The organism is Vallitalea sediminicola (genome assembly GCF_054408565.1).
The window spans coordinates 24,677-39,734 of sequence record NZ_BTPT01000049.1; the positions used below are offsets into that span (position 1 = coordinate 24,677).

Below are 15,058 nucleotides of genomic sequence, written 5' to 3' on the forward strand. Positions count from 1 at the left end.
TTTTTTAACAGCCTTTTAGATAAATTATTATAGTGTAAGATGAGATTTGTGCTTATCTTATAATGAACTTGTCATAAAATATTAGAAAACATCATGTGGAAAGGGAATAATAATGATTTTTAATAAAAATTGCAGAGAAAATAGAGCGATAATAGATTATTTGGAAGGTTATTTGAATAGTAAGGATGAGACGAATTTACCAAATAACATATCTAAACAAAAAAATCAAGCAATATTAAATTTAATTGAGGTATTGATTGTAAATGACGAAAATGTAGCTATTCAACTTAACAAACTTCTTAATCAATCTATTAAGTTGAGTAATTTTGATGTGACTATGAGCTACATATCGAATCATTTAAAATATTATTCTGGTGAATTAGCAGATAATAGCCAATCCAATATGTCTATGGTTGAAGAGATAACAGCTAGTATGAATGAAGTAGATGGATCGATAAAACAACAAACTGATACAATGAAAGAATTAAACAAACAGTCAAATGAATTAATCAAAGTCAATAATCAAAATATGGTACAACTAAATGAAATTAATAAAATAAAAAATCATGTTATGGAAGATGCAAAGGATTTATCTGAGAAAATAGGCAGTTTAGAATCATATGCAGATGAGGTCGACGAGATTGTAAATGGTGTGGCTATGATAGCAGATCAAACTAATCTATTAGCTTTAAATGCTAGTATTGAAGCTGCACGAGCAGGAGAACAAGGAAGAGGTTTTGCTGTGGTAGCGGAAGAGATACGTAAATTGGCGGAGGATACCAAGACAAAATTAAGCAACATGACAAGTTTTATGGAAGGTATCCGTAATAATGCAAGAGCAAGTCGACTTAGTGTTGATCATACTATTGAATCTACGAATGAAATGTCTACACAATTAGATGAAATAAATCAATCTTTTGGGAATAATGTGAAAGAATTAGATAAGACAGTTAATAACATTGGTGAATTATCAGAAATCATGCAACAGATTAATTCTGCATCAGAAGAAATAGCAGGAGCAATGCAAATGGTAGCTACAGATTCTGATAATATTTCTCATATGGCATCTAAGATTTCAGATGATTCAGAAGCAGCATTTGAATTAGCAAAAAATACTAAAGATATAGATGTAGAGATTTCAAAAGTTGTAAATGATTTAACGGAAGTTGTAAACAACAGTTTGACGCCTATTTCAAATGAAGAGATTAAAGTACGTATGTTTCAAGCAATAGAAAGCCATAATAAGTGGCTTGGAGTATTAAAAAACATGGCAGATACTATGGAGATTGAGGCTATTCAAAAAGATGACAAAAGATGTTCTTTTGGACATTTTTATCATTCCATAAAAGTAGAGCATCCAATCATTAGGGATATATGGAAAAAGATAGACGGTTTACATCATGCTTTACATCAAAAAGCTTCTGACGTGACTGCTGCTATTGAACAAAATAATCAAAGCAAAGCCTACAATGATTATAAAGAAGCAGAATCTTATTCTGTTACTTTTCAAAAATATTTCAATGAAGTACTACAAAAAATCAATCTACTGGATGATGAAGGAGAAAAAGTTTTTCAAAGAAATTTTAATAGCAAAAAATAAATAAATTTGATTAAAAATAAGCTTCCTGATTGGAAGTTTATTTTTTTACTAAATTATAAGTAAAAAAACATAATCTTAGGCATAATATGTAAAAGAAGATAAGGCATATTATTGAAAGGATTGATGTTAATGAATAGATTAGATGTTACTGTAGATGACTTAAAAGAAGCTATACTTGAAAATATAAAAAATCAATTTAGAAAAACTATTGATAAAGCTTCTAAAGAGCAGATTTTTCAAGCTCTAGCCTTTGCAGTAAGAGATATTATTATAGACCAATGGATAGAAACACATAAAACCTACGATGAACAAGATCCTAAGACTGTATATTATTTATCTATGGAATTTCTTATGGGAAGAGCACTTGGAAATAATATAATAAACATGAAAGTAAATGATGTTGTTAAAAAGGTGTGTGATGAATTAGATCTTGATTTAAATGTCATTGAAGATATGGAGCCTGATCCTGGACTTGGTAATGGAGGACTTGGAAGATTAGCTGCATGTTTCTTGGATTCCTTATCTACCTTAGAATATCCAGCATATGGATGCGGTATTAGATATCGTTATGGAATATTCGAACAAAAAATTATAGATGGATATCAAGTAGAAAGACCAGATGAATGGTTGAAGAATGGAAATCCATTTGAAGTTAGAAGAGATGAATATGGTGTAGAAGTAAAGTTTCTTGGAAATGTTAGAGTATTGAAGACTACAAATGGAAGAGATAAATTCATTCAAGAAAATTATCAATCAGTAAAAGCTATACCTTATGATATACCAATAGTAGGATATAACAATAATACGGTTAATACCTTAAGGTTATGGGATGCAGAAGCTATTGTGGGTTTTGACCTGGAATCTTTTGATAGAGGTGAATACCATAAAGCAGTAGAACAAGAGAATCTAGCTAAATCTATTGTAGAAGTATTATATCCTAATGACAATCATTATATGGGCAAAGAGCTTAGATTAAAGCAACAGTATTTTTTTATTTCGGCAACAGTTCAGCAAGTCATTAATAAATTCAAACAAAAACATAATGATATTCATGAATTACCACAAAGAATCGCATTTCATATTAATGATACACATCCTTCGCTGACAATACCTGAATTAATGCGTATATTACTAGATGAAGAAGAGCTGGAATGGGAAGAAGCATGGGAGATTACAACAAAAACTTGTGCGTACACCAATCATACAATCATGAGTGAAGCATTAGAAAAATGGCCTATAGAATTATTAAGTAGATTACTACCTAGAATATATATGATTATTGAAGAGATCAACAGAAGGTTCTGCCTAAGACTTGTTGAGGAATTTCACTTAAATAAGGAACGCATTCATAATATGTCAATAATTATGGATGGGCAGATTAAGATGGCTTGGATGTGTATTGTTGGAAGCCATTCCGTTAATGGTGTTGCCATGTTGCATACAAAAATATTAAAGAACGAAGAACTGAAAGATTTTTATGAAATTTTCAAAGAAAAGTTTAATAATAAAACTAATGGTATAACACAAAGAAGATTTTTATTAGAAGCAAATCCTAAATTAGCAGATTTTGTTACAGGTCTAATAGGCGATGATTGGATAACCAATCTATCTCATATTAAAAATCTAGAAGAATACGCTGATAGTGAACAAGAACAAAAAGAATTCATGAAAATAAAATATGAAAATAAAGTGAGACTTGCTGAGTATATCAAGAATCATAATAATATTGAAGTAGATCCTAGGTCAATATTTGATGTGCAGATTAAGAGATTGCATGAATATAAAAGACAGTTGATGAATATTCTACACGTAATGCATCTATATAACAGGTTATTGGAAAACCCTGACCTTGATATTATACCTAGAACTTTTATATTTGGAGCAAAAGCAGCTCCAGGATATACAAGGGCAAAATTAATTATAAAACTAATCAATAATGTAGCTGATGTGATTAATAATGATGTAAACATTAAAAATAAGATAAAAGTGGTTTTTATAGAAAACTATAATGTTTCTAATGCTGAGATAATTATTGCTGGGGCAGATGTTAGTGAGCAAATATCTACAGCCAGTAAAGAAGCTTCAGGAACAGGAAATATGAAGCTTATGCTTAATGGGGCTGTAACTCTAGGAACTATGGATGGGGCTAATATAGAGATAGTAGAAGAAGTAGGGAGAGATAATTGTTTTATATTTGGTTTATCATCAGAAGAAGTCATACAGTTTCAGCATCATGACTCCTATGATCCTTGGGATTTATATAATAATAATGCTGATATAAGAAAAGTTGTAACTCAATTAATTAATGGTTTCTATTCACCAGATGATCCTGACTTGTTCAGAGAAATATACGATTCACTATTGAACGGAGACGGAGGTAGACCTGACCCATATTTCATATTGAGAGATTTTGATAGCTACAAAGAAGCTCATAATAAAATTGACCTTGCATATTCTAACCAAAGACAGTGGGCTAAGATGGCAATGCTAAATACAGCTAATAGTGGAAAATTTTCGTCGGATAGAACTATTGAACAATATGCAAAGGAAATATGGAATCTAGAAAAAACTACCGTTGAAATGGAGAGCAATTAATTTGGACTATACCCTCATAATAATAAAATTATTAGCATATAAATGTTATTGAGATAAATCCATAAAAAGTAAAAGTGAATAAGAGAAGAAAATTTATTTAATGCATATGAGGATGTTTCTTCCTCATATGCTAAATTAATAGAACTTTTCCTGAAAGATACCAGTTAATTATGATATCTTGTATAGGAATTAAATACTTCTTATGAATTATCTTATGATAAAAATTTACTTGATAATGTAATTCTTGTTAAATAAGTAATTGGTGAAAGTTGGGACAAGAGGAATATAGGCTTTGGAAGGAAAGGATTAGATGAGGGAGAAAATAATATCAATATTATTAATAGTGCTTATAATTTGTTTTATTCCAATATTTATTACTACAGTAATTAAAGGAATACCAAGAGATAAGCATAATGTAGAGATTAAGGAAAGTGTAAAAGTCTTAGTTAATGAAAAACAACAAAATATGAATCTGAATGATTACCTTATTGGTGTAGTAGCAGCAGAGATGCCAGTTAACTTTTATGATGAAGCTCTGAAGGCTCAAGCAGTTGCTGCTAGAACATTTACATTAAAAAAAATGCAAAATGATTCTAATCATATATTTAATAATAGCGAACAGGCTTATTTGACTAAGGAAGATATGGAAGTCAGTTGGGGTACAGAGAACTTTGCTAAATATTATAATAAAATAAGAAATGCTGTTGTTAACACTAATAATGAGGTTGTCGTTTATGAGGGAGATTTGATAGAAGCAGTGTTTCACTCTACAAGTGCAGGGATGACTCAATCAGCAAAAGATGTATGGGGAGAAGATATTCCATATTTAGTTAGTGTTAGTAGTTCAGAAGATATTAATTCACCTGAATATTTACATAAGCAAACGTTCACTCAAGAGGAATTCATTTCAAAAATCAAAGAACGTATAAATGATTTTGGAGCATATACTAATGAAATTATCAATGAAATCCAGATTATAAGTAGAACCAAAGAAGGGTATGTTGCACAGATTCAAATAGGTAATAAGATATTAGATGGAGAAGTCGTCAGAAGTTATTTAGGGCTAGAATCCAGTAATTTCTCTATTGATAATGTAGATGGAAACATTGAAGTATCATGTAAGGGGTATGGTCATGGAGTTGGTATGAGTCAATATGGGGCGGACTCTTTAGCACAGCAAGGATATACATATAAAGAGATACTAGAACATTATTATACTGATACAGCAGTAAATGTTATTTCAAGATAAATAAATATAAAGATATATTTTACACCTATAGAAAGGATTATAGATGAGTCCTTTCAAGGTTTAAGATATATTTTTTTTTGTATGAATATAATATCCAATCTCTGGTAATAATATAGTTGTAACAATAGTAATGAAATCTTTTCTAGTAATACCAACATTTTTTAATAGAAATATGAGGTGATTTGGATGAAATTAAAAAATATAATTGCATACATAAAAAGGAAGCAATTCTATTTTGCTTTGTTTACATGTTGTGTAACACTCTTTTTAATTGCAATTTTAGTATGGGTAAAACCTAAAGAAGAAGAACAAGAGATTGCTAATCTCAATAGTGATGTAGTTAGCAATGAAATTACTGATGAATTAACAGCAAATCTTGTAGAGAATGATGAAACAGAAGATGAAGAACTAGAACCAAATGGAGATTATACAGAAAATGAATTATACGAATCAGAGGCTGTTGAAGCTATTAATCCTATTACTATAAATACTGAACAGGTTGTTGGTGAAGGGGATTGTGGTAATCCGGATACTTATGAAGAACATCTTGCACCAGAACTTACAGCACAAGAAAAACCAGTAATGATTGAGATAGCTCCAGTTGTTAAACCTAATATAAGTTATAACGCTGACAAGGAAAATATGATATGGCCTGTAGAAGGTGATATATTAATACCTTTTAGTATGGATACACCAGTTTATTTCAAAACTCTCGATCAATATAAAATCAATCCAGCATTGTTTATAGCAGCAAATGAGGGAAAAGACATCAAGGTTGCAGCCGAGGGAGTCGTTGAAACTATAAGAGTTCTACCTGAATCTGGAGTGACAGTAACAATATATCATGGAAATGGATATAAAACAATATATGGACAACTTAAAAAACAACTATCAGTAAGAGAAGGCGATCTTGTTAAAAAAGGTCAGATACTGGGTCAAGTTGAAACACCTTCCAAATATCATGTATTGTTAGCTCCACACTTGTATTTTAAAATAACTAACAATGAAAAACCAATAAATCCTATTGACTTAATTAAATAATAATCTAGCCTCCTGAAAAGGAAATAATTAAGGGGCTGTTCCATAAAAAATATACGTTTTCTTCCGAAATAGAGTGTATTAGATATTATGGGACAGCTTCTTTAATTATGTTCTTAATCTTGTTAATCCTAAAAACTATTGTTATAATTGTACATATCTTAAGTATATAAAGTACGAATTAGAAAGGATATTTCATGAATAAGCGAATCTTATTACTAGTAGTCTTAATATCAATTGCACTTACTGGATGCGGTAATACCCTCAAATCAAAGAATCAAAAAATATCAGATGAAACTTTTTTAATAGGTACACTTGTAAAAGTTACCCTATATGGAAAAGATGTGGATGAAGAAGATTTTGATGGGGTTTTTAATGTTATTTCTGATATAGAAAGTAAAGTCAGCAGAAATATTTCAACAAGCGAAATAAGCAAGATAAATAGCAATGATATTCAAGATATCAAGTTATCTACTGACACATTTAATATAATTAAAAAAGGATTATACTACTCGAAATTGTCAGAAGGTAGATTTGATATAACAATAGCCCCTCTTGTAAGTCTATGGGGTATTGGAACAGAAGATGCAAGAGTACCAAGTGAGGAAGAGATTAATGATACCCTTAGTAAAATAAACTATAAAAATATTTTTTTAGATGAAGAGAATTTGACATTACATATAAAAAAGGATACTCAGATTGATTTAGGTGGAATTGCAAAAGGTTATGTAGCCGATAAGGTATCTGAATATCTAAGAGAAAATAAATTGGAACATGCAATTATCAATCTAGGTGGTAATATACTAACTGTTGGAAATAAACCTAATGGGGATTCATGGAAAATAGGAGTGCAAAATCCTTTTAACTCAAGAGGTAGAGAATTGGGAGTTGCAACAATAGGACAAAAAAGTATAGTTACTTCAGGAATCTATGAAAGATACTTAGAAGAGGATGGAGTTAAGTATCATCATATTTTAGACCCACATACAGGTTACCCAGTTGATAATGATTTAGCTGGGGTTACCATCATATCTGATCATTCTGTAGATGGAGATGGTTTATCAACTGTTGTATTTTCTATGGGTTTAGAAGATGGATATAAATTTGTGGAGGATATTGATAATGTAGGTGCTATATTCATTACTAAGGAAAAAGAAGTATATGTAACATCAGAAGCAGGGAAGATGTTCCAACTCACAGATACTGATTTTAAATTAAAAGATTTTACAAATAAAATAGGTAAGCAGTAATATGAATGGATATGGAATCGAATTAATAGCAAAAAAACATGTATATTTTCAAACTAAATCCCATATATTTAACTAAGTAATGATTCGAGGGGGATTTCGTTTTGAAGCAATATATAGAGGAAAGGGCTATTGAGGTGGCGAATTATATTATTACTTCAAATGCTACTGTTAGACAAACTGCCAAAAAATTTGGTATTAGCAAGTCGACGGTACATAAGGATGTAACAGAAAGACTTAGTAAGATAAATCCAGGGTTAGCTTTAGAAGCTAGAAAGGTCCTTGACATTAATAAATCTGAAAGACATATTAGAGGTGGTTTAGCTACAAGGGCGAAATATGTTAATATGACTCATACAAATACAAGACCTACACTTTATTAAAACCGAGATTCCTCGGTTTTTTTGTTGCTGTAATATAAAACTTTGTGATATTTTTTTGAATAAAATACGTGCTATTTTTAATATTTCTTGTGGAAACCTAATAAGATGTACAAAAAAAGCCGATATTAATAAAAATTTAATAAATTTCCCCTTTGAAAATTTGCAGTATTTGTATATAATAATAGATATGGAAATACTAGTTTATAACGGTTTGAATTCATACTTGATTGATGACATAAAAAATATGAAATAATTCTTGAATAATATAAATTTAAGTATAAAAATCTAAAAAAATATAAATAATTAAACTACGGAAGGGGATTGACAAATGTTTGGAACAGATATTGGAATTGATTTAGGAACTGCAAATGTACTCGTATATATTAAGGGTAAGGGTGTTGTATTAAGAGAGCCATCAGTTGTTGCAATAGATAGAGATACTAATAAAATATTAGCAGTAGGTAGTGAAGCTAGGAGGATGCTTGGTAGAACACCAGGTAACATTGTGGCAATAAGACCTCTTAGACAAGGTGTCATTTCAGATTATACAGTAACAGAAAAGATGATTAAATATTTTATTTCAAAATCTATAGGTAAAAGAATTAGAAAACCAAGAATTACAGTTTGTGTACCTAGTGGTGTAACTGAAGTTGAAAAAAGAGCTGTTGAAGATGCTACGTATCAAGCTGGAGCAAGAAAAGTTGAGATTATTGAAGAACCCATAGCGGCTGCCATTGGAGCAGGAATTGATATAAGTAAAGCTTGTGGAAGTATGGTTGTAGATATAGGTGGAGGAACATCTGACATAGCTGTCATTTCATTGGGAGGTACTGTTGTCAGCACTTCCATTAAAGTTGCTGGAGATAATTTTGATGAAGCTATAGTAAGATATATGAGAAAGAAACATAATCTATTAATTGGTGAGAGGACAGCAGAAGAAATTAAAGTCAAAATTGGAACAGCCTACAAAAGACCAGAAGTCTTAACTATGGATGTAAGAGGAAGAAATCTTATAACAGGTCTACCAAAAACTATTACTGTTTCATCAGTAGAAACAGAAGAAGCACTAAAAGAAGCTACTTCTAATATAGTAGAAGCTGTTCACAGTGTACTTGAAAAAACACCACCAGAATTATCAGCTGACATATCTGACAGAGGTATCGTTTTAACTGGAGGCGGTAGTTTATTGCAAGGACTTGACCAATTAATAGAAAACAAGACAGGTATTAATGTAATCACAGCAGATGATGCAATTACTTGTGTAGCTATTGGAACAGGACAATATGTAGAATATCAAGCAAATCAGAAATTCTAAAGGTTAGGTGAAATCATGGTAAGAGGTTTATATACTGCTTCAAATGGAATGATAGCACAACAGGAAAAAATGGATATTATATCTAATAATCTGGCAAATGTAAATACAACTGGATTCAAAAAAGATGGTGTTATCATTGAATCCTTTGATAGTGTATTAACAAAAAAAGTTAATGATTCAAGTGTACCAGGAAATCAAACTATTGGTAAAATGACCCTTGGATGTAGGGTAGGACAAGTCTATACAGATAATTCACAAGGCGGAGCTACGCCAACTAACGATCCTTACAATGTTGCTATATTAGGAACAGGTATGTTAAGCGTTGGTATAGAAGATGCTGAAGGGAATCTACAAACAAAATATACTAGGGATGGTTCTTTTACCATAGCTATGGATGGAACACTTATGACCAAAGAGGGAAATTATGTTTTAGGACAAAATGGTAAGATAGTCTTACCTAGTGGTAGTAGTAATGTTAGAATATCGGAAAATGGTACTATTTTTGATGATGACAAAGAAATAGATAAGTTATTATTAACAGACTTTGAAAACCCTGAATCCCTTAGAAAAGTAGGGGATAACCTCTATAATAAAACAGAAGAAACGAAAGAAAATTCCTTTGGTGGAAAGATACTACAAGGATATTTGGAAAGTTCTAATGTTAATACTGTGAGAGAAATGGTCGATATGATTAGTGTAATGCGAACTTATGAAGCTAATCAAAAAGTAATACAGACTCAAGATGAGACTTTAAAGAAAGCAGTAAATGAAGTAGGAAGATTGTAGAGTGGGGAAGAGTATTTAAAGATAGTTTAGCAATTCGAAAGGAATGAATGTAGTATGATGCGATCACTGTATACAGCAGCATCTGGTATGAAGACTCAACAGATGAATGTTGATACTATATCTAATAATCTTGCTAATGTTAATACCACAGGATATAAAAAAGAAAGACTTGAATTCAAATCACTATTATACGAATCAATGGCAAAAGCTGGTAATGATGGACAAGGTAACGGTAAACCAGTGAATTTACAAGTGGGACATGGTGTTAAACCTGTTGGTACAGTTAGAAGTTATACTATAGGTACAATTCAAAAAACTGATAATCCATTGGACCTAGCAATTACAGGAGATGGTTTTTTCGCAGTAAAAGATCAATCCGGAGAACAAGTATATACCAAAGATGGGAGTTTCAAAATTGCATTAGTTGATGACAGACAGATGCTTATAACATCTGAAGGATATCAAGTACAAGATATTAATGATGAACCTATTTATTTTGATTCTAATATTGATATTAAAAAGATTAATATTAATTCTAATGGTTCATTTAGTTATGTAACTAATGACAATGAAGTAGTTGCTATGGATACTAAGATAAAAGTGGTTCAGTTTAGAAACGTTAATGGACTCGAAGCTTTGGGAAACAACTTATTAAGAGCCACAACATCTTCGGGAGAGCCTATTTTAGAGAACGAAGACGAAGATATAGCGAAGAGTCAGATTGTACAGGGTTCATTAGAAGGTTCTAATGTTCAAGTTGTTGAAGAAATGGTTAATCTGATAGTTGCCCAAAGAGCATATGAAGTTAGTTCAAAAGCAATACAGACTTCCGATGATATGCTATCTCAAGCTAATAATCTCAAGAGATAGAGTGAAAGGATAAAAACTTATGGATATATCAAGTATTAATGGTAATACTTATAATAATATGTTATTGCAAAAAAAAGAAAAGATTGAAACTAAATCTTTTGAGGCTACATTGAATGAAGCTGTAGAAAAAGAAGATGACAAACAATTAAAAGAAGCTTGTAAAGAATTCGAACAATATTTTGTAAATCAATTGTTTAAAGAAATGAGAAGTACAGTTCATAGTGGTGGTCTGATGCCAAAATCTCAAGGTGAAAAACTTTTTGAGGATATGTTATATGATGAGTATTCAAAAGAAATTTCTGAAGGAAAGGGAATTGGAATTTCTGATATGATGTATAAGCAATTATCTAAATCATTAAAGTAAAACTGAGAGGCTGTTTCATAACACATTATTTATGGCTATAAGTTTTTAATGTAGGCGTAAAATGTATTTTGAGACAGCCCCTTTTTTCCAATTTCATTAAAAAGGTGATTGAATGGGTATAATAAGATTCATTATAGTGATAAATCTAATATTAAGTCTATCTTCTTATAATGTACCTGTGGTTTATAATAATGAAAATATAACTATAAATAATAAAACTCAGCAAGTTCATACTCTTGAAGTTGATTTAAATGATCCTGGTGTAACAATAAACAATGTATTATCTTTTAGTAAAATATATGGGTTTGAAAAAACGAGTGTAATGGTTAAGGATAATGAGGCTGTAGCGGGTGTCAATGGTATGTTCTATACAATGTATGGACATCATATTGGTCTATTGGTGAAAGATAAGAAAATAATAACCAAAGCTAATGATTATACACCGATTGTAGCTTTTTTACAATCAGGTGAGACATTTATTGGTGATATTAAAACAGAGATAAGAATTAATATGAAAGATAATAATAATAGCATAGTTATAAAGACAATGAACGATGCAGCTGATGATGAAACATGGGTATTATATTCCAGTATCTATGGTAACTCAACACGTATAACTAGAAAAAGTATAAATTATGTTATAGATAATAATAAAGTAGTTGAAAAATTAATTACTAATGAACCTGTAGATATTCCTAGTAATGGCTATGTTCTTAGTAGAGTAACTGAAGATAGTGATAAGTACGATTTGATGGAAATAAATGAAACCGTTGTGATAGAGACTACCTATACTCCAAGTATTGGACCTGTTGAAGAGGCTTTTCAATCAGGAGGATGGTTAGTAAAAGATTCAGTTAATATTGCAAAAGAATATGAACCTCTCATGGGTAATACTAGAATACCTAATCCAAGAACAATACTAGGTATAACTAAGGACAATAGATTAATCATAAAAGTTATTGATGGTAGACAACCTGATTATAGTTATGGTGTTACAGGCAAAAATTGTGGAGATATAATGCTAAAAGAAGGCTGCGTTAATGCTGTATATCTAGATGGTGGAGCATCAAGTACTATGGTATATGAAAACAAGGTAGTCAACAGTCCGTCAAACAAAGAAGAACGTAAGGTAGCTCATAGCATAGTAGTTAAGTATAAAACAAATATCATTAGTAAAATATTTTACAAGATAAGAACTTTCATTCATAATTTTCTACAATAATTTGATAAAATATTATTGCATTTAAATTTTTTATATGCTAAGATAGACGTAGAATTTTTATACTAAAAACTGAATAAAATAATTGATACTTATCAAGAGTTAGGGTAGAGAGTTAGCTCAGTGACCCTACGCCAGCCTGCTTCCAAGTAAGGTGGTTCTGCTAACGTCGATGAGGCTTAATATAGTTATAAACCTTCTTGACATCAAGAAGGTTTTATTTTATCTATAGGAAAGTAATCTTTCTTGCTTTTAATTAACCTATGAATAGGGCTCTAGACTAATAGTTCTATCATAAAAGGTATTATTAGTAAAATTTGGTAATAATATAATTATATAAGTTTTAATTACACTTAATAAGTATCTAAGTATCATACTTAGCCCTTTTTTATCTTATAGGAAAGTTCTACTTTTTAAGAATATGAAAAAGTAACGTTTTTAAAATTTTATAATTAGGAGTATAAACAATAATCAGGAGGTTATATATGGTACCATTTAAATTACCTTTATCCATTCTTGAACTAATGATTGTTTCAGCAACTCCTCTTATAGAACAAAGAGGAGCGGTTCCTTTAGCGGCATTAAGTGAATATGGAATAGGTCAAGCATATTTTTGGACATTACTTGGAGCTATTATCCCAGCTCCATTCATACTATTCTTAATACCACATGTATTAGAGCTATTAAAAAAAGTGAAATTTCTTAGTAAATTAGCTTGTTGGTATGAAGACAGAGCATTAGAAAAAAGTAAAAAAGTGAAAGATAATTATAAGTATTTGAGTATTTTTCTATTTGTTGCAATACCTTTACCCGGTACAGGAGTATGGACTGGTTCCACAATTGCATCATTGTTAGGATTAGATTTCAAAAAATCATTGATATCTGTTATCTTAGGGTCAGCAACAGCAGGAATATTTATGATTATCATATCATATGGTATAAAAATTCTAGTATCGTAGACTAGATTATTAAGCTTGCGGCAATATAAAAGTATTGTGAATAAACGAAAGGAGAAAAATTATGAGAAAATTATTTACTTCTGAATCTGTAACAGAAGGACATCCAGATAAGATGTGTGATCAGATATCTGATACTGTTTTAGATTCTATTTTAGCAAAAGACCCTAACGCAAGAGTTGCTTGTGAAACAGCGGTGACTACAGGTTTAGTACTTGTAATGGGAGAAATAACTACTAACTGTTATATTGATATTCCTAAGTTGGTTAGAGAAACAATTAGAGGAATCGGTTATGACAGAGCAAAATATGGTTTTGACTGTGACACTTGTTCCGTACTTACTTCTATAGATGAACAATCCACAGATATTGCTATGGGAGTTGACGAGGCTCTAGAATCAAAAGAAGGAAAAATGACAGAAGAAGAATTAGAGGCTACTGGTGCAGGTGACCAAGGAATGATGTTTGGTTTTGCTTGTAATGAAACAGAAGAATTAATGCCAATGCCTATTTCTCTAGCTCATCGTCTAACAAGAAGATTGACAGAAGTTAGAAAGAACAAGACATTAAAATATCTTAGACCTGATGGTAAAGCTCAAGTAACTGTAGAATATATTGATGATAAACCAGTTAGAGTTGATACAGTAGTTGTATCTACTCAACATGACTGCGATGTACAGCTTGAAACAATTAAGAAAGATATAATAGAACATGTTATTAAACCAGTTATTCCAGAAGAATTATTGGATGATAATACTAAATACCTTATTAATCCAACAGGTAGATTCGTAATTGGTGGACCACAAGGTGATTCTGGACTTACAGGTAGAAAAATCATTGTTGATACTTATGGTGGATACGCTAGTCATGGTGGAGGAGCTTTCTCAGGAAAAGATCCAACAAAAGTTGACCGTTCAGCAGCTTATGCAGCTAGATATGTTGCTAAGAATATTGTTGCAGCAGGTATAGCTTCTAAATGTGAAGTTGTATTAGCATATGCTATTGGTGTTGCCAAACCAGTATCTGTTTTAGTGAATACATATAATACAGGTAAAATATCTGATGATGAGATAACTGACTTAATCAATGAACACTTTGATTTAAGACCAGCGGCAATCATTCGTGATCTTGATCTAAGAAGACCAATATACAAACAAACCGCTGCATATGGTCACTTTGGAAGAACAGATATAGATCTTCCATGGGAAAAAACAGACAAAGCAGAAGAGTTGAAAAGTGTAGTAAAAGCATAATCTAGGATTGACATAAAAATATTTGAATATAAGATAACATAATTTTGTATAGTTATTGACATTATTCTACTTAAATGATACAATATAAGAAATAATAACTTTAAAGTTATTGGTGTGTTACTGTAAATAACAGGCATAAACCATTTTGATGGTTTGTGCCTTTTTTGTATTAATGAATACCACA

At 30.9% G+C, this 15,058-nt stretch carries 13 protein-coding genes; all 13 read left to right on the forward strand.

The features are described from left to right. Positions 1–112: 112 nt before the first annotated feature. The 13 genes from ACX6CF_RS19925 to metK all read left to right on the forward strand — a co-directional run bounded on the left by ACX6CF_RS19925 (position 113) and on the right by metK (position 14,874). Complete coding sequence (locus ACX6CF_RS19925; protein ID WP_458787123.1) at positions 113–1,600, forward strand: methyl-accepting chemotaxis protein; 1,488 nt, start codon at positions 113–115, stop codon at positions 1,598–1,600. 129 nt (positions 1,601–1,729) lie between these two features. After that, entirely contained in the window at positions 1,730–4,195 is a 2,466-nt protein-coding gene (locus ACX6CF_RS19930) for a glycogen/starch/alpha-glucan phosphorylase (RefSeq protein WP_458787124.1), read from the forward strand. 310 nt (positions 4,196–4,505) lie between these two features. Further along, positions 4,506–5,444 (forward strand): stage II sporulation protein D, encoded by a 939-nt coding sequence (spoIID, locus tag ACX6CF_RS19935; protein ID WP_458787125.1) that lies wholly within the window; start codon positions 4,506–4,508, stop codon positions 5,442–5,444. A gap of 186 nt (positions 5,445–5,630) precedes the next feature. Then, the gene (locus ACX6CF_RS19940) at positions 5,631–6,485 is read left to right on the forward strand and encodes a peptidoglycan DD-metalloendopeptidase family protein (protein WP_458787126.1); all 855 of its coding nucleotides are present in this window, start codon (positions 5,631–5,633) and stop codon (positions 6,483–6,485) included. A gap of 194 nt (positions 6,486–6,679) precedes the next feature. Continuing rightward, complete coding sequence (locus ACX6CF_RS19945; RefSeq protein WP_458787127.1) at positions 6,680–7,732, forward strand: FAD:protein FMN transferase; 1,053 nt, start codon at positions 6,680–6,682, stop codon at positions 7,730–7,732. Between the two features lie 101 nt (positions 7,733–7,833). Then, a complete protein-coding gene (spoIIID, locus tag ACX6CF_RS19950) occupies positions 7,834–8,112 on the forward strand; it encodes a sporulation transcriptional regulator SpoIIID (protein ID WP_113672597.1) in 279 nt (92 codons plus the stop codon). Positions 8,113–8,440: 328 nt separating this feature from the next. Further along, on the forward strand, positions 8,441–9,427 hold the full coding sequence (gene mreB, locus ACX6CF_RS19955) for a rod shape-determining protein MreB (protein WP_458787128.1): 987 nt from the start codon (positions 8,441–8,443) through the stop codon (positions 9,425–9,427). Between the two features lie 15 nt (positions 9,428–9,442). Continuing rightward, positions 9,443–10,213 (forward strand): flagellar hook-basal body protein, encoded by a 771-nt coding sequence (locus tag ACX6CF_RS19960; RefSeq protein WP_458787129.1) that lies wholly within the window; start codon positions 9,443–9,445, stop codon positions 10,211–10,213. A 54-nt stretch (positions 10,214–10,267) separates the two neighbouring features. Continuing rightward, entirely contained in the window at positions 10,268–11,083 is an 816-nt protein-coding gene (gene flgG / locus ACX6CF_RS19965) for a flagellar basal-body rod protein FlgG (RefSeq protein WP_458787130.1), read from the forward strand. 19 nt (positions 11,084–11,102) lie between these two features. Next, the gene (locus ACX6CF_RS19970) at positions 11,103–11,447 is read left to right on the forward strand and encodes a rod-binding protein (RefSeq protein WP_458787131.1); all 345 of its coding nucleotides are present in this window, start codon (positions 11,103–11,105) and stop codon (positions 11,445–11,447) included. Positions 11,448–11,559: 112 nt separating this feature from the next. Beyond that, entirely contained in the window at positions 11,560–12,669 is a 1,110-nt protein-coding gene (locus ACX6CF_RS19975) for a phosphodiester glycosidase family protein (protein ID WP_458787132.1), read from the forward strand. 482 nt (positions 12,670–13,151) lie between these two features. After that, positions 13,152–13,625, forward strand: a complete 474-nt coding sequence (locus ACX6CF_RS19980) for a COG2426 family protein (RefSeq protein ID WP_458787133.1) — start codon at positions 13,152–13,154, stop codon at positions 13,623–13,625. Between the two features lie 58 nt (positions 13,626–13,683). Beyond that, positions 13,684–14,874, forward strand: coding sequence for a methionine adenosyltransferase (metK, locus tag ACX6CF_RS19985; RefSeq protein WP_458787134.1), 1,191 nt, complete (start codon positions 13,684–13,686; stop codon positions 14,872–14,874). The last annotated feature ends 184 nt before the right edge of the window (positions 14,875–15,058 follow it).